The following is a 19699-nucleotide window of genomic DNA, read 5'->3' on the forward strand; positions in this document are numbered from 1 at the left end:
GAAAGATCGACCGGAACGGAGTCCACTGGGGTGTACGTGGTGGTGATGGGGTGCGGTCGGGTCGGTTCGGCGGTGGCCACCGCACTCGTCCGGCTCGGCCACGAGGTCGCGGTCATCGACCGCGATGAGAGCGCGTTCGGACGACTCGGCCCGGACTTCCCCGGGCGCACCGTGCTCGGCATGGGCTTCGACCGCGACGTCCTGATCTCTGCCGGCATCGAACACGCCGACGCCTTCGCGGCGGTCTCGTCCGGCGACAACTCGAACATCATCTCGACGCGCGTGGCCCGCGAGACCTTCGGCGTCGAACGCGTCGTCGCGAGAATCTACGACGCCAAGCGGGCCGCCGCGTACGAGCGGCTCGGCATCCCCACCGTGGCGACTGTGCCGTGGACCACCGACCGTTTCCTGCATGCGCTCACACACGACAGCGAGACCGCCCGCTGGCGCGATCCCACCGGATCCGTCGCCATCGCCGAGGTGAACGTGCACGAGGGGTGGGTCGGACGACGCGTCACCGACCTCGAGGATGCCACGGGTTCGCGCGTCGCGTTCCTGATCCGGTTCGGCACCGGGTTGCTGCCCGACCGCAGGACGGTGCTGCAGGCCGACGACTCCGTCTATATCGCGGCCGTGTCCGGTTCGGTCTCGGAGGCGATCACACACGCCGAGAACCCGCCGGTCGACGAGAACTGACCCGTCCACCCGAGAGGAAGCCCACATGAAGGTGGCGATCGCCGGCGCCGGAGCGGTGGGGCGCTCGATAGCGCGGGAACTGCTGCGCAACGCCCACGAGGTGATGCTCATCGAGCGCAAACTCGACCACGTAGAACCCGAGTCCGTGCCGGACGCGACGTGGGTACACGCCGATGCCTGCGAACTCAGCTCGCTCGAATCCACCGGACTCGAGCAGTACGACGTCGTGATCGCGGCGACGGGCGACGACAAGGCCAACCTGGTCCTCAGCCTGCTCGCGACCACCGAGTTCGGTGTTCCACGGGTCGTAGCCCGCGTCAACGATCCGCGCAACGAGTGGCTGTTCGACGAATCGTGGGGTGTGGACGTCGCGGTGTCCACACCGCGCATGCTCGCGGCGCTGGTCGAGGAAGCCGTCACCGTGGGCGATCTGGTGCGGCTGATGACGCTGCGCAAGGGCGCGAACCTGGTGGAGGTCACCCTGCGCGACACCACCGCCCTCGCCGGGAAACCGGTCCGGAAACTGGAACTGCCGCGCGATACGGCACTCGTGGCGATCCTGCGCGGCGGGCGGGTGATCGTCCCTCAGCCGGACGATCCGCTCGAGGGCGGGGACGAACTGCTGTTCGTCACGGCGGAGGACGTCGAGGACGATCTCCGGCAGGCGGTGAACCGCTAGTCGCGGAGCCGGTGCCGACCGGGGAGCCGAGGCTGCCCGTCGTGCGTGCCGTGCTCGTCGCGGGGCTTGTTCGACAGCCCGTCGTCCGTCGCCGGATCGTCGGCCGGCGCGTCACCGACCGTCTCCGAGGGCGCGGGTTCGACGATGCGGTCGGCACGCCGGACCGCCCAGAGGGTCACGAGCAGGGCAAGAGCAGTGAGCGGCCAGCCCATGCCGATCCGGGCCACCGCGAGCCAGCCGGTGCGGTCCTCGTCGTAGAGGTGGTTCTGCACGAGATAGCGACCGAGGAAGACCAGGGTCCACGCGAGGGTCGCGACGTCGTAGGCGCGCACCGCGGTGGTATGCGAACGCCACCGCGATCCCTGGCCGTTGAGCATCCCCCAGATCACGCCCACGAGCGGTCTGCGGACGAGCACGGACAACAGGAATGCGCCCCCGTAGACCAGGCTCGCGTAGATCCCGAAGAGGAAGTATCCCTTCGCGTCGCCGGTGCGATGAGCGATGAAGGCACACAGGGCGACTCCGAAGAAGCCCGAGATCGCGGGCTGGATCGGGGTGCGCTGGATCAGGCGCCACACGAGCACCGCGAGGGCGACGCCCAGCGCGGACCAGATGGCGACGGTGAGGCCCCACAGGCTGTTGACGGGGACGAACACCAGCACCGGCAGCGTCGAATAGACCAACCCGCTGATCCCACCGAGTTGTTCGAGCATCGTCTGCTGGTTGGTGTCGCTCACTCCTACGAGCCTGCCACATCCGGCACAGGGGTACGACCCTGCGTGCACCAGGGGCACCACTCCGCGCGCACAGAGGTCAGGCGGGCTCGCGCAGCTCGTAGTAGGGGTTGTAGATCACCTTGCGTCCGTCGCGTTCGCCGACACGACCGCGGACCATCAACGTACGCCCGGGCTCGATCCCCGGAATGCGCCGACGACCGATCCACACGAGCTGGATCGAGTCGGTCCCGTCGAAGAACTCCGCCTCGACGACGGCGGCAGCGGCACGCGAACACGACTCGACACTGCGAAGACGTCCGTACATGGTCACTTCCTGACCGCGGGCGCATTCGACGACGGGTAGGGCGCCCGTGGAGTGCGAGGATTCGGCCATCTGCTCGGCATCGAGTTCTTCGATGTCCTCGGTGAGCCGCCGTGTGAGCCGACGCAGGTAGCCGGCCGGGGAAGCCATAACACGCTCCTGTACGGAAGGGGCACGGATCTCGCGCCACCGGACTCTTCTTCGCCCGCCACTGTAGACCCATTCTCGCCGGATACAAGTTGCACGGTGCACACGCGCGTGCAGCCGTCGGTCGTCCTGCTGTGCGGGCAGGTGAGCGCGGTCTCCGGGGTTCGATGGTGCAGGATCGTCCGCATGTCCCACAGCGAATCCCCGGTCCCCCCGACCGCCGGCACCGCGGTCGTGCTTCCCGGCACGGGTTCGGACGCATGCTTCGCCGAGAAGGCGTTCGGCGCCGAACTCCGACGGCGGAGCATCATCCCGATCGCCGTCGATCCGGATCCGCGCGGTGTGGTGGCGAGCTATCTCACCGCGCTCGACGAGGCGGCCGAGAACGGGCCGATCCTCGTCGGAGGGGTGTCGATCGGTGCAGCCGTCGCGTTGAGGTGGGCATACGACAATCCGGACCGGGTCGTCGGCGTCCTCGCTGCCCTACCTGCATGGACCGGCGATCCGCGGGAGGCGCCGGCCGCCGCGAGCGCGCGGTGGACGGCCTCCGAACTGCGCGCCCACGGGCTCGATACGGTCACCGCTGCGATGACGGCGTCGAGTCCGCCCTGGCTCGCCCGGGAATTGACGCGTTCGTGGAGCGCCCAGTGGCCCGATCTCCCGTCCGCGCTGGACGAGGCCGCACACTACCGGGCACTCGACGTCGACGAACTGCGTGCCGTGACCGTGCCGGTCGGTATCGCCGCCGCGGTGGACGACGCGGTTCATCCGCTCGCAGTGGGGCGGCAATGGTCGCGGGAGATCCCTCACGCGGAACTCGCGACGGTGACACTCGAACAGGTCGGGGACGACCCCTCCGTGCTCGGGAGGTTGTGCCTCGCCGCACTCGACAGGATCGTCCCCGTCCCGAACCGATGATCGGTACCGGCCTCAGAAGCCGAGTTGCTGCATCGCCGAACCGGATTCGCCGCGGCGCGGCGGCGTCTGCCGGGCGGGCGGGACCTGCTGCGTCTGCTGGGCGGGCTGTTCCGGCGGGGCCGTCCGCGGAGCGGGCTGCGCCGGAGCTGCGCCCTGTTGCTGCTGCGCGGCGGCCTGCTGTTGCTGCTGCGCGGCGGCCTGCTGTTGCTGCTGCGCGGCGGCCTGCTGTTGCTGCTCCTGCGCCGCGACGAGCTGGCGGGTGAGTGCCTCGGGCAACACGATCGGCAGCGGTGTACGGACCGGATGGGGTTCGGATCCGCGACGGACGACGGTGCCGGAGATCACCGACCGTGCGATCCCGACGAGTTCGGAGTCGGCTCCGGCGTTCCCCGAGGGCGCCGCGACGACGCAGCGGATCATCCAGCGGAAGCCGTCGACACCGATGAACCGGAGATCCGCGTTCGCGGTCCTGCCGTGCAGTTCGCGACCCCACGGCCCCGATTCGATGCTGACCTCGGCCTTGTCGTTGCGCAGCGTCTCCGCGAGCTCGGCGGCGACCTCACGCCACTGTCCCGGCGACTTCGGTGCGGCGTACGCGGAGACCGTGATGCGCCCGAACTGGGTCACGAGATGGACGTTCTGCGGCGTCCCGTTCGGAGCCATCTCGACCTGGATCTGACCACCGGCCGGCAGCGGTACGAGCACGGATCCGAGGTCGAGACGGGAGGCGGTCACCGTCTCCTCGTCGACCTCGTCGATGTCGTACGGGCCGGAATCGGCCGCACTTCCGGTGGCGTACTCGTCGTACTCCTCGTCGGCGGGCTCGTCGTACGCGCCGAGGTCGCCGACGGAAGCGGCGTCGGTCGCCTCGATGTTCGACCCGCGGTCCTTGCGGCGTCGTCCGAACATGTCAGGAACCCTCCTTCACGAGGCCGGCGTGCCCGCCGCTCGATCCGTATCCGCCGCTGCCCCGCGCCGTGTCGTCGAGCTCGTCCACTTCGACGAATCCGACGAGTTCGACACGCTGGACGAGCAGCTGCGCGATGCGGTCGCCTCGGCGGAGTTCGACGGCGCGCTCGGTGTCGTGGTTGATCAGACACACCTTGATCTCTCCACGGTAGCCCGCGTCGACCGTCCCGGGAGCGTTCACGACGGACAGACCGAACTTGGCGGCGAGGCCCGAACGCGGGTGGATCAGGCCGACCGTGCCCACGGGCAGCGCGACGGCGATGCCGGTGCCGACGAGCGCCCGCTCCCCCGGGCCGAGGGTCACGTCGACCGACGTGCACAGGTCCACACCGGCGTCACCGGGGTGGGCACGAGTGGGCACGGGGAGCTCCGGATCGAGCCGGCGCAGCGGTATCGGGGGAAGATCGGTCACGTCGTCCGAGACTACTCGCGTGCCGGGTCGCTCCGCCGAGGCGACTATCCTTACGGTGTGTCCCGTTCCTCGCGCACCTCACCGACTACACCTCCGACGGCCGACGCTCCGACCTTCTCGGAGCGGATGTGGGTGCCGTGGTGGTGGTGGCCGATCGGGCTCGGTGTGGCCGCCCTGCTCGCGGCCGAGCTGCACATGGGTGCCCCGGGGATGTACGCGTGGCTTCCCTACGTCCTTCTGCTCCCGGTCCCGATCTGGGTCCTGACCTGGCTCTCACGCAGCCGGGTCGAGGTGGTCGACGGCGAACTCGTCGTCGGTCGCGCACATCTGCCCGTCGACGTGATCTCGCGGGGTGTGGTGGTTCCGGCGTCGGCCAAGAGCGCCGCGATGGGCCGCCAGCTCGATCCGGCGGCGTTCGTCCAGCACCGTCCCTGGGTGCGGACCATGGCGCTCGTCGTGCTCGACGACCCGGAGGATCCGACACCCTACTGGCTGGTGAGCACGCGGCGGCCTGCCGAACTGCTCGCGGCGCTGGGTTGCGACGAGTCGGGCCGCAAGGACGATCCGACCCGCAAGTAGGCTGTTCGAACGGGCACCGGGTCCCCGGATACGACAGGGCCCGGATACGACACGGCCCCGGATGCCGGGAACAGCAGAGGCTGCCGCGGCGCCGGGGCACGCAGGAGGGAGACGCGGGTGACCACGGCGCATCGTCGTCACCCGGCCTCGTTTCGCACCTATGTCCTCACGCTGCCCTATGTCCTCACGCTGCGCAGTCCCGGCAGATCATGACACCGTTCTCCTCGCTCGCGAGTCTGCTCCGGTGATGCACCAGGAAACAGCTCGAGCAGGTGAATTCGTCGGCCTGCTTCGGGACGACACGCACCGACAGCTCTTCGCCGGACAGATCCGCCCCGGGCAGCTCGAAGGACTCGGCGGTGTCCGATTCGTCGACGTCCACCACAGCGGACTGGGCCTCGTTGCGCCGGGCCTTCAGTTCCTCGAGTGAATCCTCCGACACATCGTCGCTGTCGGTCCGCCGGGGTGCGTCGTAGTCAGTCGCCATTTCCTCTTACCTTCTAGTACTCGTACCGGTAGCCGGCCGGGACACGGACGGTGCTCCCGGCCAGGGCAACGCACGGCCGTCCGTTGGAGTTCCCGACGGGTGTGCCATTGCTGTGGCATACCCGAATTGACTCTGTTTTCGCGCCGCACCGCCCATTCTTGGACGGTTCGGCCGCCGAACAATAGCCGACCTCACGCACGAATATGCAATCGATGCGTGGAAACGCCGGGAATTGTCTGGCAATCGTCATCAACAACACAACGACTCGTGACATTTCCTCGGCTCGGCGGTTCCACCGACCACGTCCGCGACCTCTACAGTGAGTGCGACGAACACGGCATGACACGAGAGGCAGGGCCGCGTGGTTTCCCTGATCACCGAAGGAAGCGCAACCGATGACCGCGGCCGCCCGTTCCGTCGGCGCCGGGTGGTCCCGGCCGCCGTGGCGGGTGCCGTCCTCGCCGCAGGCACGATCGTCGTGTGGTCCTCCGTGTTCACCTCGTCCGAGCCCGTCACGACCACCGTGGCGTGCAACGCTCCCCCGACCGAGGCCACCGACCCCGAAGGCCCGCAACCGGCTCCGCTCGGCGAGGTCGTGGACCGGTCGACGCTGCTCGAGGTCGAACCCGCTCCCCTGACGGCCACCCGGGTGCGCGTCTACAACGCCAACGGCGAACGCGGCCAGGCCACGCACGTGGCCGCTCAGTTGAGCGATTACGGTTTCTCGAGCCCGCCCGACGTGCAGGCCGGCAACGATCCGGTCTACGTCGACCAGAACATGCAGTGCCAGGGGCAGATCCGCTTCGGCGAGGCCGGGCGCGCTGCTGCGTCCTCGGTGTGGTTGCTCGCCCCGTGCGCCGAGTTGGTGCAGGACACACGCGAGGACGACACCGTCGACCTCGCGCTGGGAACCTACTTCCGGGACATCTCCCCCGGGCCGGATGCCGAAGAGGTCCTGCGGGCACTACGCGAGGTCCCGGCGGGCGAGGAGACGGCTCCGCTCGACCTCGATCTACTCACGGCCGCACGCAATGCCCGGTGCTGAATCTCTTTTCACAGACCGTGCATCCTGTTTTTCGTCACTGTTGCGGTAAAAGGTGACGAACCACAATTCATGATGTGACGAAACGGTCAATTCGGAATTGCGTCGAGCGCTCCGATTTCGGCGAGCAGAGTTTCGAAATCGGCCGCGATCCCCGGCGCGGCCGCGACCGTGAGTTCCCCGTCGTCCCCGGTGCCGCTCGGGACACGCACCACCGCACCGGCTTCCGCAGCGACGAGCGCCCCCGCCGCCCAGTCCCAGGGACCGAGTCCGTGTTCGTAGTGGGCGTCGACCCTGCCGGCCGCGACCATGCACAGGTCCAGGGCGGCCGCTCCGACACGCCGGATGTCGCGCACCCTCGGTAGCAGCGCCGCCACCAGCTCACCCTGACGTGCGCGTCGTGCCGGCGAGTACGAGAAGCCGGTCGCCACGAGCGCCAGTCGCGGATCCGTCACGGGATTGCATCGCAACGGCACCCGCGTGCCGTCGACGTCCAGATGGGCACCGAGACCCTCTGCCGCCGAGAACGTCTCCCCCGAGGCGATGTCGACGACGGCACCGGCCACCGAGCGTCCGTCGACCCGCGCGGCCACCGAGACCGCCGAGGCGGGGAGTCCGTAGACGAAGTTGACGGTGCCGTCGATGGGATCGACCACCCAGACGACTCCGCTCGCGGCAGTCGCCGTCCCGCCGTCGGCCCCGGTCTCCTCGCCGAGGAAGGCGTCGCCCGGCCGCAGTTCCGTGAGCCGACGCCGGATGAGTTCCTCACTCTCGGTGTCGGCGGCGGTGACGGGATCGGTCACCGTCGATTTCGTCCCCACACTGGCGGCCTCCCCCGAGCCCGGAGGACCGAACAGCTCGACCCGGCGTACACGGACGTAGGACGCGGCCTCACGGGCGACGGTCACCGCCACATCCCTCAGCGCGGACAACTCGGATTCGGGGATTGTTCTCTGTGCGTGCACGAACCGATCCGAACACAGTGCCGACGGTTTCGCCACCGACCCCGCACCCGGTGACACCGGGCACTATCGTTTCCACGAGCGGAGCAGCCGGCCCCACCCAGCGAGAGGAAGTACGCAATGGCACAGGACGTCCCCACGGACCGAGCGACTCCCGTCAACCACGGATTCGGAGTCGACATCGGGGGAAGTGGCGTCAAGGGTGCCGTGGTGGATCTCGACACGGGCCGCTTGGTCGGCGACCGCATCAAGATCCTCACTCCGCAACCGTCCACTCCCGAGGCCGTGGCGAAGACGGTGGCGCAGATCGTCGAACAAGCCGGCTGGACGGGTCCCGTCGGCGTGACCCTGCCGAGCGTGGTCACCGGAGGTGTCGCCCGCACCGCCGCCAACATCGACAAGTCGTGGATCGGGACCGACGCCGGATCCCTCTTCTCGCGGGTGCTCGGCGGCCGGGACGTCTCGGTGCTCAACGACGCCGACGCCGCGGGAATCGCCGAGGACCGCTTCGGTGCCGCCAAGGACACCGACGGCGTGGTGATCCTCCTGACCTTCGGCACCGGGATCGGTTCGGCCGTGTTGCACAACGGTGTACTGCTGCCCAACACCGAGTTCGGGCACATGGAGGTCGACGGCAAGGAGGCCGAGCACCGCGCCGCCTCGTCGGTCAAGGAGCGCAACGACCTGTCGTACAAGCAGTGGGCCAAGGAGGTCTCGCGCGTCCTCGCCCGCTTCGAGGATCTGCTCTGGCCCGACCTGTTCATCGCGGGCGGCGGCATCAGCCGCAAGCACGAGAAGTGGATCCCGCTCCTGACCAACCGCACCCCGGTGGTCCCCGCCGAACTGCGCAACGCGGCGGGAATCGTAGGGGCTGCTTATGCTGCGAAAACAGGTGTCACTCCCTGAGTCCGGCGCATCGGCCGCCCGAGGGATCGTTACAATGGTCCCCAGCAGGCCGGAACCGGCCCTCATCCCGACAGACCTCTCCGCCGGAATCACTCTGGCGCGACGCCGCACTACCTCGTCACGAAAGGGCGTACGTGGCAGCCACCGACATCCACACCGCTGATTCCGCCAACGAATCGGCACCCGTTGCGGACGCTTCGAGCGTCGCAGGCGCTGCGGACTCCGCGGAGGGCACCGCTCCCGGTGCCAAGCCGCCGGCGAAGAAGACCGCTGCGAAGAAGGCCCCCGCGAAGAAGGCGGCCGCCAGGAAGGCTCCTGCGAAGAAGGCAGCCGCCAAGAAGACCACCGCGAAGAAGGCAGCAAAGAAGGCCACGAAGGCTGCGGGTTCGGGCGACGAGGACTTCGACGCCACCGAGGAAGCGGACCTCGCAGACCTCGAGGTCTCGGAGGGTGATCTCGCCGGCGCCGAGGATGTGGTGGTCGAGGACGACGAGCCCAGCGAGAAGGACAAGGCCTCGGGCGACTTCGTCTGGGACGAGGAGGAGTCCGAGGCGCTGCGTCAGGCACGCAAGGACGCCGAGCTCACCGCCTCGGCCGACTCCGTGCGCGCCTACCTCAAGCAGATCGGCAAGGTTGCCCTCCTCAACGCGGAGGAGGAAGTCGAGCTCGCCAAGCGCATCGAGGCCGGTCTGTACGCGACCCACATGCTGCAGCAGCTGGCGGCGAAGGGCGAGAAGCTCCCCGTCGCGCAGCGCCGCGATCTGAACTGGATCTGCCGCGACGGCAACCGGGCCAAGAACCACCTGCTCGAGGCGAACCTCCGTCTCGTCGTCTCGCTCGCCAAGCGCTACACCGGCCGCGGCATGGCGTTCCTGGACCTGATCCAGGAAGGCAACCTCGGTCTGATCCGCGCGGTCGAGAAGTTCGACTACACCAAGGGTTACAAGTTCTCCACCTACGCGACCTGGTGGATCCGTCAGGCCATCACCCGTGCCATGGCCGACCAGGCCCGCACCATCCGTATCCCGGTGCACATGGTCGAGGTCATCAACAAGCTCGGTCGTATCCAGCGCGAGTTGCTCCAGGATCTGGGCCGCGAGCCCACGCCCGAGGAGCTCGCCAAGGAAATGGACATCACGCCGGAGAAGGTGCTGGAGATCCAGCAGTACGCGCGTGAGCCCATCTCCCTCGACCAGACGATCGGCGACGAGGGCGACAGCCAGCTCGGCGACTTCATCGAGGACTCCGAGGCCGTCGTGGCCGTCGACGCCGTCTCCTTCACCCTGCTGCAGGATCAGCTGCAGTCGGTGCTCGAGACCCTGTCCGAGCGTGAAGCGGGCGTCGTGCGTCTGCGCTTCGGCCTCACCGACGGCCAGCCGCGTACCCTCGACGAGATCGGTCAGGTCTACGGCGTGACGCGCGAGCGCATCCGTCAGATCGAGTCGAAGACCATGTCGAAGCTGCGCCACCCGTCGCGGTCGCAGGTGCTGCGCGACTACCTCGACTGACATCCGTCACGAAGAACGAGGGCCATCCGATCGGGCGGCCCTCGTTCTTCGTTCCGGACCCCGAGGTCAGCAGAAGAAGGCCGCTGGAGAAGGGGCCGCTAGAGAAGCTCCGGTTCGTCTCCGGGAAGGCGCTGTCGCTCGTCACCTCCGGGGAGTCGTGTGGATGCGAACCGCATCACCGGTTCGACGACCCGCGCGGCCACCGGACCGAGCACGGCGGTGATCATCACGTATGCCGAAGCGATCGCCGCGAGGCGACTGTCGACGTGTCCGGAGGCGACGGCCAGCCCGGCGATCACGATGGAGAACTCTCCCCGGGCGATGAGTGCCGCGCCGGCGCGCGCCCGGCCCATCACGGCGATACCGTGACGGGCCGCCGCGATCCATCCGGTGACGAGCTTCGTCAGCGCGGTCAGCACGGCCAGCAGGATCGCCCAGCCGAGCACCGGCGGTATCGCCGTCGGATCGGTGTTCAGCCCGAAGAAGACGAAGAAGATGGCGGCGAACAGGTCGCGGAGCGGTTCGAGGACCCGGACCGCGTTGTGTGCCGTCGAACCGGAGATGGCGATGCCCAGCAGGAAGGCGCCCACGGCCGCGGACACCTGCAGGGCCGACGCGATCCCCGCCACCAGTAGCGCTGCGCCGAGCAGCTTGAGCAACAGCGTTTCCCGATCGGGGCTGTCGAGCACGACCGAGACGTAGCGCCCGTATCGCACCACCAGCACCAACACCACGGTGACGAGACCGAGTGAGATCGCGACGGCTTCGAGGCCGCCGAGCAGACTCACGCCCGCCAGGATCGCAGTGAGGATCGGGAGGTAGACGGCCATCGCGAGATCCTCGAAGACGAGGATCGACAGGACGACCGGTGTCTCGCGGTTGCCGAGGCGCCCCAGATCGGCGAGGACCTTCGCCACGATCCCGGACGACGAGATGTAGGTGACACCCGCAAGCACGAAGGCGCCGATGGGTCCGAGACCCAGGATCAGCGCGATGGCGGCTCCCGGCACCGCGTTCAGGGCGAGGTCGAGCAGGCCTGCCATCCGGGAGCGTCGCAGGCCGCTGATCAACTCGTTCGCGGTGTACTCGAGACCGAGCAGCAACAGCAGCAGGACCACGCCGATCTCGCTGGCGATGTGACTGAACGCCCCGATATCGCCGAGCTGGATGAAGCCACCATTGCCGAAGCACAGGCCGCCGATCAGATAGAACGGGATCGGCGACATGCCGATCCGCGCCGCGAGCCGTCCGAGGACGCCGAGTCCGAAGAACACCGCACCCAGTTCGATGAGTGCGAGTGTCGTCGTGTCCATTCTGCGGGATCAGCCGTTGCGCAGGATCCTGGCTGCCGCGTCGAGACCGTCGGCCGTTCCGACCGTCACCAAAATGTCCCCACCCGTGAGAACGAAGTCGGGTGTCGGGGACGGCATGACCTGACCGGCACGCATCACGGCCACGACGGACACACCGGTGCGGGTGCGCAACGCGGTGTTGCCCAGTACCGCTCCGTCGAACCGCGAATCCTCGTGGATGTGGAGCTGGCGGGTGAGGATTCCGGGCAGGTCGCGGTGGTCCTCACGCAACTGGGCGACGAGCTGTGGGGCACCGAGCAGATTGCTGAGCGTCGCCGCCTCCTCGACGGTGAGAGGCAGGGAGGCCGCACACGCGTCGGGGTCGCCCGCCTTCGAGATGATGAGGTCGCTGTGACCGTCCCGATGGGTGATCACCCCGATGCGGCGCCCGGAGGCCAGTTCGAAGTCCTTGCGTACACCGATCCCGGGAAGCGGCGTCACGTCGACGATCATGGTCGAAAGACTAGTCCTCCGGACCGACGGCATCCGCTCGCTCCCGGTCCAGGGGCGGGAACCGACCGTCCGGTCCCGGCAGGTAGGGCGTCACCTCCACAACGACGTCGACGGGCAGGGGCCCGTAGAGGTGCGGAAAGCGCATCGACTCCGGGTCCTCCGGTACGCCGGGTTCGAAACGGAGCGGGTCGACGAGGCGCGTCGGGTCGACGCGCAGCAGGAGGAGGTCCGTGCGGCCTGCGTACAACCGGTCGGCGGGCAGGTGCACCTGGTGCGGGGTCGACAGGTGGACGAAACCCTGGGTCCCGAGGGAGTCCGGCACGACCGCCCCGAGGGGTCGGAAGTGGTCCCAGTCGTCGCGGGAGATGATGTGCAGCAGGGTCTCGGTCATGGCGTCATTGTGCGTCGGACAGCCCGTCCGGGGCGTTTCCGGCCCCCTCGGGCTCTGCGCTGTGAGCGAACACACCGTGCGGAAAACGGCCATGTCGAAGCATTTTCGCTGTTCGATGCGTGAAACACGCCACCATTGGGCATCCAGGGGAACAACACGTGAATACGAATCGTCTGTCAGAGTAGATCCACCGCGCCGGCCGGTGCGGCGGACCAGACCCCGGCACCCGATATGAGCGGTGGCCAGTTTGGAGGAGTCATGCCCGGTACGTTGACCAGCCCGAAATTGACCGCTGCAGATCGCTGCGATCGGTGCAATGCCGCCGCTCGTGTCCGCGCCGTCCTTCCGACCGGCGGAGAACTGTTGTTCTGCGGGCACCACGCGAACGAGCACACCGACCGCCTCCGTGAACTCGGAGCGACGATCGTGAGCGAGTCCGACGCCACCGTGTGATCCGCCGTCCGGAACCACGGTTCCGAGACCCGACCGAACGGGCGACCACCTCGAGGTGGTCGCCCGTTCTCGTCGTCACCAACTGCGCAGGATCGCGATCCGGTCGCGCAGTTGCTCGGCGGTCGCCATCGCCGTCGGCGGACCACCGCACTGGCGACGCAGTTCGCCGTGGATCACCCCGTGCGGCTTCCTGGTCCGGTGGTGCACGACCGCGACGAGCGAGTTGAGTTCGCGACGGAGCTGGGCGAGGGTGTCGGCGGTCTCGACACGCTCGGTCACCTGGGGCGGCGGCGTGGGTGCCGGTTCGGCCTTCGGCTTGTTCAGCTGCTGTTCCTGACGCTGACGCAGCAGCGCCCGCATCTGTTCCGCGTCGAGCAGACCCGGGAGCCCCAGATAATCGGCCTCCTCGTCGGAACCCGCGAATGTCGCGGTGCCGAACGAGGATCCGTCGTAGATGACCTGATCGAGCTCGGCGTCCGCCCCGAGCGAGTGGTAGGCCTTCTCGTCCTCGCCGGGCTCGTCCTTGCGCCGGTTCGCGTCGGCGAGCAGCTCGTCGTCGAAGCCCTCCTTGACCCGGTGCGGCTTGCCGAGGACGTGGTCGCGCTGGGCCTCGAGCTGGCTGGCGAGCTCGAGCAGCACCGGCACGGACGGCAGGAAGACACTGGCCGTCTCCCCCTTGCGGCGCGACCGCACGAAGCGGCCGATGGCCTGCGCGAAGAACAACGGGGTCGAGGCGCTGGTCGCGTACACACCCACCGCCAGTCGCGGGACGTCGACGCCCTCGGACACCATGCGCACGGCGACCATCCACCTCTGGTTGCCCTCGCTGAACTGCGAGATGCGGTCGGAGGCGGTGGGATCGTCCGAGAGCACGACGGTCGGCATCTCGCCGGTGATCGACTCGAGGATCTTCGCGTACGCACGCGCGGTGGTCTGGTCGGTGGCGATGACGAGCCCACCGGCGTCCGGCATGCCGCCGGCACGCAGCTGCTGCAGACGGGTGTTCGCCGCCCCCAGCACCGCAGGAATCCAGTCGCCTTGGGGATCGAGGGCCGTCCGCCACGCCCGGGCCGTCTGCTCGGCGCTGAGAGGCTCTCCCAGTCGCGCGGTGAACTCCTCCCCCGCACTCGTGCGCCAGCGCGCCTCGCCCGAGTACGCGAGGAATACGACGGGGCGCACGACGCCGTCGGCGAGTGCGTCGGCGTAGCCGTAGGCGTGGTCGGCCTTGGACTGCAGCAGACCGTCCTCGTTCGGTTCGTAGCTCACGAACGGGATCGCACTGTCGTCGCTGCGGAAGGGCGTACCGGTCAGTGCCAGACGGCGGGTCGCGTCCCCGAACGCCTCGAGAATGCCCTCACCCCAGCTCTTCGCGTCGCCACCGTGGTGGATCTCGTCGAGGATCACCAGGGTGCGACGCGCCTCCGTGCGCACACGGTGCTTGAACGGGTGCGAGGCGATCTGCGCGTAGGTGACCACGACGCCCTGGTAGTCGCTCGATGTCTGCCCGGTGGAGTTCGTGAAGTTCGAGTCGAGCGCGATGCCGATGCGGGCCGCAGCACCCGCCCACTGGTGCTTGAGGTGCTCCGTGGGGGCGACCACCGTGATCTGGTCGACCGTCCGGTCGCGCAGCAGCTCCGACGCCACCCGGAGGGCGAAGGTCGTCTTACCGGCGCCGGGGGTCGCGACGGCGAGGAAGTCGCGCGGCTTCGTCGCGAGGTACTTGGTGAGGGCGCGGCGCTGCCAGGCACGTAGCTGGGCCACAGGGGCGGAGGTCGTAGCTTGTCCGACGGTTTCGGTGCTCACCGGTTTCTCGTGCTCCTTGTCCGCTTCGCTCGGGTCGGTGCCACCGCACTCGTCCGGGCGCCGACCGTCATGCAGCCTATCGTCTCGGAGCCCGCGAACCCGCCGAAGCCGCGGCGTCGGCGGGTTCTCCGAGGACTGCGTGGCAGAATTCGAGAGGCCCTCACCTGCCTGTGCGCGCACGCGAGCGTGTCTTCAGGAATTCTGGAAGTAGATGAACGACACACCACGATCCCCCGCACAGGCACCCTCCCGCCGCGTTCGCCGCGCGGTCGGAAAGGGCTGGAAGGTCGTGACGCACACCCTGTCGTCGGCCTGGGACCACTCGATCTTCAGCAAGGCGGCGACCGCGGCCTTTTGGCAGACCCTCTCACTGCCGCCCCTGTTGCTCGGTCTGCTCGGCAGTCTCGGTTACGTCGGTGGCTGGTTCGGTCCCGACACGGTGGAGATCATCACGTCGAAGACCGTCACCTTCCTCCGCTCGGTCTTCAGCGACAGCGTGGTCGACCAGATCATCGAGCCCACGGTCGAGGACGTCCTCCGTCGGGGTCGCGCCGACGTGATGTCGTTGGGCTTCGTGTTGTCGCTGTGGGCAGGATCGTCGGCGATCTCGACGTTCGTGGATTCGATCGTCGAAGCGCACCACCAGCAGGACCATCGCCACCCGGTGTGGCAGCGGATCTTCGGGCTGCTCCTCTACGTGATCTTCCTGATCCTGGCGGTGTTCACGATGCCGCTCGTAGCGCTCGGACCCACTCTGATCGGCCGGTTGCTGCCCGACGCCTGGTTTGATGTCGGCTCACGGATCATCGACACCTTCTACTTCCCCGCGGTGGGTCTGCTCCTACTGATCGGTCTGACGACCCTGTACAAGGTGGCGCTGCCGAAGTCACTGCCGTGGCACCGACTGCTCGGTGGCGCGGTGCTGGCCGGGGTGTTCTTCCTCGCGTCGAGCGTGATCCTGCGGTGGTACCTGACGTGGGTCGCGGCCACGGGCTACACCTACGGTGCGCTCGCCGCCCCGATCGCGTTCCTGTTGTTCACGTTCTTCCTGGGGTTCGCCGTGGTCCTCGGAGCGGAGTTCAACGCCACGGTGCAACAGTTCTGGCCGGCGCGCGCCACGCGTCTGGAGCAGTGGCGGATCTGGCTCGCGGAGCAGTCGGCCCGTGATCCGTCGCCCGACAGCGGACCGGTGACGAACCTCACCCGCCGGTTGACGAGCTCCACGACCATCCGGCTGTCGGACCTGATCCGGCCCGGGGATCGCCAACCCGAGTCGTGGCCGATCGACGGGAAACCCGTCGAGTCGGATGCGGCGCCGGACGATCGGCCTGCCCTCCACGACCACACTGCTCCCCACGACGACACTGCTCCCCACGACGACACTGCCTCGCACGACGACACTGCCTCGCACGACGACGAGGCCGGGGGATCCGAAGTTCCCCCGGCCCAGACCGAACTGTTGACGGTGGAGGCAGTATCACCGTCTTCGCCGGCAGCAAGACCGTCGCCGGAATCACCCGACGCCGCGGCGGACGACGAGGTATTCCACCAGGTGTCTCAGTCGCCCTTGCGCAAACCGTCGTAGACTTTCTTGCATTCGGGGCACACCGGCGAGCCGGGCTTCGGCGACCGGGTCACCGGAAAGACCTCACCGCACAGCGCGACCACATGGGTACCCATGACCGCACTCTCGGCGATCTTGTTCTTCTTCACGTAGTGGAAGAACTTCGGGGTGTCGTCGTCGGTCGTTTCGTCGGTGGTGGTATCCGGCCGTTCCTTGATATCCGTGCTCACGTGTCCATGATGCCGCACGGAAGGGCCGGATGTGTATGTGCGTGCGACGGCCCGGCGTGGGAAGGTGGAAGACATGGCGAGAACTCACGGTTTCGGCGGATCCCCCGAGAACGGATCGCCCGACAACCCGGTTCTGATCACCGCGGCGGAGGCGTCGCTCGAGGATCAGCACCGAGCACGGGTTCGCAAGTACCTCACCATCATGTCGGTCCGCATCCCCGCCCTGCTGCTGGCGGCGATCGCGTACGGCGTATGGGCCAATCCCTGGATCTCGATGGCGATCATCGGGGTGTCGATCCCGCTGCCGTGGATCGCCGTCCTCATCGCCAACGACCGGCCGCCGCGCCGCAAGGACGAACCGAGCCGCTGGGACGGCCGCTTCGACGATGCCCCGGCGATCGAGTCGTCCCGCCACCATGTGATCGACGGCTGACAGGGACCCCGGACGGGACGCTTGCGAGAATGTCGTGGTGGACCGCGACCTTCTCCTGTCTCTCTGCCCGGCTCTGCGCACCGCACTGATCCGGTGCCGCTACGACCTCGACACCGTCCGGGAAATGCTCGGCCCCGAGGCGCACGCCGCCCTCGGGCGTAGCGAACCCGTCCCTGCTCGGCGCATCGCGCGCGGTGCGGGCGATCTCGGCGTGCTCGTGCGGCTGTTCCTCCTCCAGGACACCTGCCCCGAGGACGAGGTCGCGCAGGCTCTCGCTCCGGTGACGACGGAGCAGGCCGTGCAGGCGGGACTCGTCGAACGCGACGGCGACGGCGTGCGGGCCGCTCTCGACCTGCGGCCCCTCGACGCCGGGACCGGCAGCCGCTGGGTGCTGTCCGATCTCGACGGCTCGATCCGGCCCGTCCCGACCCGCCCCGATCACGTCCTCGGCGTCGGTCAGGCCTCCCTGTCGCTGCTGCAGGCCACCCCGACCGATCGGGTCGGTTCGGTGCTCGATCTCGGCACCGGTTGCGGGGTGCAGGCGATCCGCGCCGCGGACCACGCGGACGAGGTCACCGCGACCGACATCAACCCCCGCTGCCTGACCCTGGCCGCCGCGAGCGCCGCGTTGAACGAGATCGACATCGATCTTCTCGAGGGGTCGTGGTTCGAGCCGGTCGCCGGCCGGACCTTCGACCGCATCGTCGCGAATCCACCGTTCGTGGTGAGCGCCGGACGTGTCGAGCACAGCTACCGCGATTCCGGTCTCGATCTCGACGGCGCCAGCCGGCTCATGATCTCGCAGGCCGCCGAACACCTGAATCCCGGCGGCACCGCCGCGATGCTCGCGTCCTGGGTGCACGTCGAGGGCGAGGACTGGCGGACCCGCGTCGCATCGTGGCTGCCGTCACACGGCGTCGACGCCTGGATCGTGCAGCGCGATGTCGCCGATCCGGCCCTCTACGTCGGGACGTGGCTGCGAGACGGTGACGCCGATCAACGCGAGCCGGAGGTCGCGGTGCGCGCCGAGCAGTGGCTCGACCACTTCGAGGAGCAGGGCGTCGAGGGCGTCGGGTTCGGGTTCGTCTACCTGCGCCGCACCGACCTGCCGTCCGATGTGATGGCCGAGGACCTGCGGCACGCGTTCACCGACGCGCTGGGCGACGAGGCGGTCGACTACTTCCGGCGCCTCGACTGGCTGCGTACGCACGAGGTGCTCGAGGCCCGTTTCGCGGTGCGGCCCGACACGGCCCTCGAGCGGGTGCACCTGCCCGGTGAGGACGGGTGGGACCAGGTGGTCGTGCGGGTGCATCGCGGTGGCGGTCCGGCCTGGCAGCACGAGGTGGACGACCTCGCGGCCGCCCTGCTCGGCGGCATGCGCGCCGACGGTCTTCCGCTCGGGGATCTCGTGTCGCTGCTCGCGGCCGCGCACGGCGAGGACGAGGACGACCTCCTCACGCAATCGGTGGGCCTCGTGCACGGCTTGGTGCGGCACGGGCTGATCGAGCCCGTCTGACCCCCTCCGGGGCGTTCCTGAGGTTCCACGATTCGGTTCTCTCAGCAACTTCTCAGGAGCTCATCGGGTTAGTGCAGGTCAGCGCGGTGGTACTCCGAGACCGACGGGAACTCCACCGCTTCGCCGGTCGTTGAACCCTGTGAGACACCACCGATGAGGAGGCACGTCATGGCACGCCCCGAAACCACCGCTCGCTTCGATTCCGACCTGGACGGTCAGAGCCCCGCAGCCGATCTCGTTCGCGTCTACCTGAACGGCATCGGACGGACCGCTCTGCTCACCGCAGCCGACGAGGTGGAATTGGCCAAGCGGATCGAGGCCGGCCTGTATGCCAAGCACCTGCTCGAGACGAAGAAGCGTCTGTCGGCGGCGAAGAAGCGCGACCTCGCGATCATCGTCCGCGAAGGACAGGCCGCTCGCAGCCACCTGCTCGAGGCGAACCTGCGCCTCGTCGTCTCGCTGGCGAAGCGTTACACCGGACGCGGTATGCCCCTGCTGGACCTCATCCAGGAGGGCAACCTCGGCCTGATCCGCGCGATGGAGAAGTTCGACTACGCGAAGGGCTTCAAGTTCTCGACCTACGCGACGTGGTGGATCCGTCAGGCCATCACCCGCGGAATGGCCGACCAGAGCCGCACGATCCGGCTCCCCGTCCACCTCGTCGAACAGGTCAACAAGCTCGCCCGCATCAAGCGTGAGCTGCACCAGCAGCTCGGCCGCGAGGCGACCGACGAGGAACTCGCCAACGAGTCGGGTATCCCCGTCGAGAAGATCGCCGACCTGCTCGACCACAGCCGCGACCCGGTGAGCCTCGACATGCCCGTCGGCAACGACGAGGAGGCCCCGCTGGGCGACTTCATCGAGGACGCCGAGGCGACGTCCGCCGAGACCGCCGTCATCGCCGGACTCCTGCACAGCGACGTCCGCAGCGTCCTCGCGACGCTCGACGAGCGCGAACAGCAGGTCATCCGGCTGCGCTACGGCCTCGACGACGGCCAGCCCCGCACCCTAGATCAGATCGGCAAGCTCTTCGGGCTGTCCCGTGAGCGTGTCCGGCAGATCGAACGCGAAGTGATGGTCAAGCTCCGCGAAGGAGACCGCGCCGAGCGCCTTCGCGCCTACGCCAGCTGACCGGGCGCGTCAGCGGTATCCGATCCCCGA

General features: G+C 68.5%; 23 protein-coding genes. 12 read left to right on the forward strand and 11 right to left on the reverse strand.

The features are described 5' to 3' along the window. Positions 1 to 30 precede the first annotated feature (30 nt). On the forward strand, positions 31 to 696 hold the full coding sequence (locus NVV99_RS02695) for a TrkA family potassium uptake protein (RefSeq protein ID WP_006551354.1): 666 nt from the start codon (positions 31 to 33) through the stop codon (positions 694 to 696). A gap of 25 nt (positions 697 to 721) precedes the next feature. Continuing rightward, positions 722 to 1375, forward strand: coding sequence for a TrkA family potassium uptake protein (locus tag NVV99_RS02700; protein WP_016694461.1), 654 nt, complete (start codon positions 722 to 724; stop codon positions 1373 to 1375). Here NVV99_RS02700 and NVV99_RS02705 read toward each other — a convergent pair. Further along, complete coding sequence (locus NVV99_RS02705) at positions 1372 to 2112, reverse strand: DUF3159 domain-containing protein (RefSeq protein WP_006551352.1); 741 nt, start codon at positions 2110 to 2112, stop codon at positions 1372 to 1374. The two genes, NVV99_RS02700 and NVV99_RS02705, sit on opposite strands and share 4 nt — an antisense overlap. 76 nt (positions 2113 to 2188) lie before the next feature. Then, complete coding sequence (locus tag NVV99_RS02710) at positions 2189 to 2563, reverse strand: OB-fold nucleic acid binding domain-containing protein (protein WP_006551351.1); 375 nt, start codon at positions 2561 to 2563, stop codon at positions 2189 to 2191. A 183-nt stretch (positions 2564 to 2746) separates the two neighbouring features. On the opposite strand from NVV99_RS02710, the gene NVV99_RS02715 reads away from it, so the two are divergent. Beyond that, the gene (locus tag NVV99_RS02715; RefSeq protein WP_063714178.1) at positions 2747 to 3478 is read left to right on the forward strand and encodes an alpha/beta fold hydrolase; all 732 of its coding nucleotides are present in this window, start codon (positions 2747 to 2749) and stop codon (positions 3476 to 3478) included. A 12-nt stretch (positions 3479 to 3490) separates the two neighbouring features. Here NVV99_RS02715 and NVV99_RS02720 read toward each other — a convergent pair whose 3' ends face one another. Next, complete coding sequence (locus NVV99_RS02720) at positions 3491 to 4387, reverse strand: DUF3710 domain-containing protein (protein ID WP_024100726.1); 897 nt, start codon at positions 4385 to 4387, stop codon at positions 3491 to 3493. 1 nt (position 4388) lies between these two features. After that, a complete protein-coding gene (gene dut, locus NVV99_RS02725) occupies positions 4389 to 4859 on the reverse strand; it encodes a dUTP diphosphatase (RefSeq protein WP_024100725.1) in 471 nt (156 codons plus the stop codon). 126 nt (positions 4860 to 4985) lie between these two features. On the opposite strand from dut, the gene NVV99_RS02730 reads away from it, so the two are divergent. Continuing rightward, positions 4986 to 5438 (forward strand): DUF3093 domain-containing protein, encoded by a 453-nt coding sequence (locus tag NVV99_RS02730; protein ID WP_006551347.1) that lies wholly within the window; start codon positions 4986 to 4988, stop codon positions 5436 to 5438. 184 nt (positions 5439 to 5622) lie between these two features. On the opposite strand, the gene NVV99_RS02735 is transcribed toward NVV99_RS02730, so the two are convergent. Next, positions 5623 to 5925 (reverse strand): DUF4193 domain-containing protein, encoded by a 303-nt coding sequence (locus NVV99_RS02735; RefSeq protein ID WP_006551346.1) that lies wholly within the window; start codon positions 5923 to 5925, stop codon positions 5623 to 5625. A gap of 361 nt (positions 5926 to 6286) precedes the next feature. Here NVV99_RS02735 and cei point away from each other — a divergent pair, with 361 nt between their 5' ends. Next, positions 6287 to 6970 carry an envelope integrity protein Cei gene (gene cei, locus NVV99_RS02740; protein WP_024100723.1) on the forward strand — a complete coding sequence of 228 codons (684 nt, stop codon included), beginning with the start codon at positions 6287 to 6289 and terminating at the stop codon, positions 6968 to 6970. 86 nt (positions 6971 to 7056) lie between these two features. On the opposite strand, the gene NVV99_RS02745 is transcribed toward cei, so the two are convergent. Then, positions 7057 to 7950, reverse strand: a complete 894-nt coding sequence (locus NVV99_RS02745) for an inositol monophosphatase family protein (RefSeq protein WP_051121554.1) — start codon at positions 7948 to 7950, stop codon at positions 7057 to 7059. Positions 7951 to 8049: 99 nt separating this feature from the next. Between NVV99_RS02745 and ppgK the strand changes: the two genes are divergently transcribed. Continuing rightward, on the forward strand, positions 8050 to 8835 hold the full coding sequence (ppgK, locus tag NVV99_RS02750; RefSeq protein ID WP_024100721.1) for a polyphosphate--glucose phosphotransferase: 786 nt from the start codon (positions 8050 to 8052) through the stop codon (positions 8833 to 8835). 134 nt (positions 8836 to 8969) lie between these two features. Further along, on the forward strand, positions 8970 to 10343 hold the full coding sequence (locus NVV99_RS02755; RefSeq protein WP_019289209.1) for an RNA polymerase sigma factor: 1374 nt from the start codon (positions 8970 to 8972) through the stop codon (positions 10341 to 10343). 98 nt (positions 10344 to 10441) lie between these two features. Here NVV99_RS02755 and NVV99_RS02760 read toward each other — a convergent pair whose 3' ends face one another. From NVV99_RS02760 to NVV99_RS02770, 3 genes are read right to left on the reverse strand one after another with little or no spacing between them, the layout of a single operon-like run. Beyond that, the gene (locus tag NVV99_RS02760) at positions 10442 to 11656 is read right to left on the reverse strand and encodes a cation:proton antiporter (RefSeq protein WP_019289208.1); all 1215 of its coding nucleotides are present in this window, start codon (positions 11654 to 11656) and stop codon (positions 10442 to 10444) included. A gap of 9 nt (positions 11657 to 11665) precedes the next feature. After that, positions 11666 to 12148, reverse strand: coding sequence for a cation:proton antiporter regulatory subunit (locus NVV99_RS02765; RefSeq protein WP_024100708.1), 483 nt, complete (start codon positions 12146 to 12148; stop codon positions 11666 to 11668). A gap of 10 nt (positions 12149 to 12158) precedes the next feature. Beyond that, complete coding sequence (locus NVV99_RS02770; protein WP_006551339.1) at positions 12159 to 12539, reverse strand: DUF952 domain-containing protein; 381 nt, start codon at positions 12537 to 12539, stop codon at positions 12159 to 12161. A 258-nt stretch (positions 12540 to 12797) separates the two neighbouring features. Between NVV99_RS02770 and NVV99_RS02775 the strand changes: the two genes are divergently transcribed. Next, the gene (locus NVV99_RS02775) at positions 12798 to 12992 is read left to right on the forward strand and encodes a hypothetical protein (RefSeq protein WP_006551338.1); all 195 of its coding nucleotides are present in this window, start codon (positions 12798 to 12800) and stop codon (positions 12990 to 12992) included. A 75-nt stretch (positions 12993 to 13067) separates the two neighbouring features. On the opposite strand, the gene NVV99_RS02780 is transcribed toward NVV99_RS02775, so the two are convergent. Then, the gene (locus NVV99_RS02780; RefSeq protein WP_024100707.1) at positions 13068 to 14795 is read right to left on the reverse strand and encodes a DEAD/DEAH box helicase; all 1728 of its coding nucleotides are present in this window, start codon (positions 14793 to 14795) and stop codon (positions 13068 to 13070) included. A 211-nt stretch (positions 14796 to 15006) separates the two neighbouring features. On the opposite strand from NVV99_RS02780, the gene NVV99_RS02785 reads away from it, so the two are divergent. Then, entirely contained in the window at positions 15007 to 16380 is a 1374-nt protein-coding gene (locus NVV99_RS02785; RefSeq protein WP_024100706.1) for a YihY/virulence factor BrkB family protein, read from the forward strand. Here the strand turns inward: NVV99_RS02785 and NVV99_RS02790 are convergent. Continuing rightward, on the reverse strand, positions 16353 to 16589 hold the full coding sequence (locus NVV99_RS02790; RefSeq protein WP_006551335.1) for a DUF3039 domain-containing protein: 237 nt from the start codon (positions 16587 to 16589) through the stop codon (positions 16353 to 16355). The two genes, NVV99_RS02785 and NVV99_RS02790, sit on opposite strands and share 28 nt — an antisense overlap. A 73-nt stretch (positions 16590 to 16662) precedes the next feature. Between NVV99_RS02790 and NVV99_RS02795 the strand changes: the two genes are divergently transcribed. From NVV99_RS02795 to NVV99_RS02805, 3 genes are all read left to right on the forward strand, one after another. Further along, on the forward strand, positions 16663 to 17022 hold the full coding sequence (locus NVV99_RS02795; protein WP_006551334.1) for a DUF3099 domain-containing protein: 360 nt from the start codon (positions 16663 to 16665) through the stop codon (positions 17020 to 17022). 37 nt (positions 17023 to 17059) lie between these two features. After that, positions 17060 to 18538, forward strand: a complete 1479-nt coding sequence (locus NVV99_RS02800) for a methyltransferase (protein ID WP_024100705.1) — start codon at positions 17060 to 17062, stop codon at positions 18536 to 18538. Between the two features lie 168 nt (positions 18539 to 18706). Next, positions 18707 to 19669, forward strand: coding sequence for a sigma-70 family RNA polymerase sigma factor (locus tag NVV99_RS02805; protein WP_006551332.1), 963 nt, complete (start codon positions 18707 to 18709; stop codon positions 19667 to 19669). Positions 19670 to 19699 lie beyond the last annotated feature (30 nt).

The sequence above is a fragment of the Rhodococcus sp. PAE-6 genome (assembly GCF_025290685.1).
GTDB lineage: Bacteria > Actinomycetota > Actinomycetes > Mycobacteriales > Mycobacteriaceae > Rhodococcus > Rhodococcus pyridinivorans.

Bases quoted from the DNA above. Each gene is read 5' to 3' on its own strand.
- NVV99_RS02700 (WP_016694461.1), top strand. From the start codon at position 722: ATGAAGGTGGCGATCGCCGGCGCCGGAGCGGTGGGGCGCTCGATAGCG.
- NVV99_RS02710 (WP_006551351.1), bottom strand. From the start codon at position 2,563: ATGGCTTCCCCGGCCGGCTACCTGCGTCGGCTCACACGGCGGCTCACC.
- NVV99_RS02715 (WP_063714178.1), top strand. From the start codon at position 2,747: ATGTCCCACAGCGAATCCCCGGTCCCCCCGACCGCCGGCACCGCGGTC.
- NVV99_RS02720 (WP_024100726.1), bottom strand. From the start codon at position 4,387: ATGTTCGGACGACGCCGCAAGGACCGCGGGTCGAACATCGAGGCGACC.
- NVV99_RS02730 (WP_006551347.1), top strand. From the start codon at position 4,986: ATGTGGGTGCCGTGGTGGTGGTGGCCGATCGGGCTCGGTGTGGCCGCC.
- NVV99_RS02735 (WP_006551346.1), bottom strand. From the start codon at position 5,925: ATGGCGACTGACTACGACGCACCCCGGCGGACCGACAGCGACGATGTG.
- ppgK (WP_024100721.1), top strand. From the start codon at position 8,050: ATGGCACAGGACGTCCCCACGGACCGAGCGACTCCCGTCAACCACGGA.
- NVV99_RS02760 (WP_019289208.1), bottom strand. From the start codon at position 11,656: ATGGACACGACGACACTCGCACTCATCGAACTGGGTGCGGTGTTCTTC.
- NVV99_RS02765 (WP_024100708.1), bottom strand. From the start codon at position 12,148: ATGATCGTCGACGTGACGCCGCTTCCCGGGATCGGTGTACGCAAGGAC.
- NVV99_RS02770 (WP_006551339.1), bottom strand. From the start codon at position 12,539: ATGACCGAGACCCTGCTGCACATCATCTCCCGCGACGACTGGGACCAC.
- NVV99_RS02775 (WP_006551338.1), top strand. From the start codon at position 12,798: ATGCCCGGTACGTTGACCAGCCCGAAATTGACCGCTGCAGATCGCTGC.
- NVV99_RS02785 (WP_024100706.1), top strand. From the start codon at position 15,007: ATGAACGACACACCACGATCCCCCGCACAGGCACCCTCCCGCCGCGTT.
- NVV99_RS02795 (WP_006551334.1), top strand. From the start codon at position 16,663: ATGGCGAGAACTCACGGTTTCGGCGGATCCCCCGAGAACGGATCGCCC.
- NVV99_RS02805 (WP_006551332.1), top strand. From the start codon at position 18,707: ATGGCACGCCCCGAAACCACCGCTCGCTTCGATTCCGACCTGGACGGT.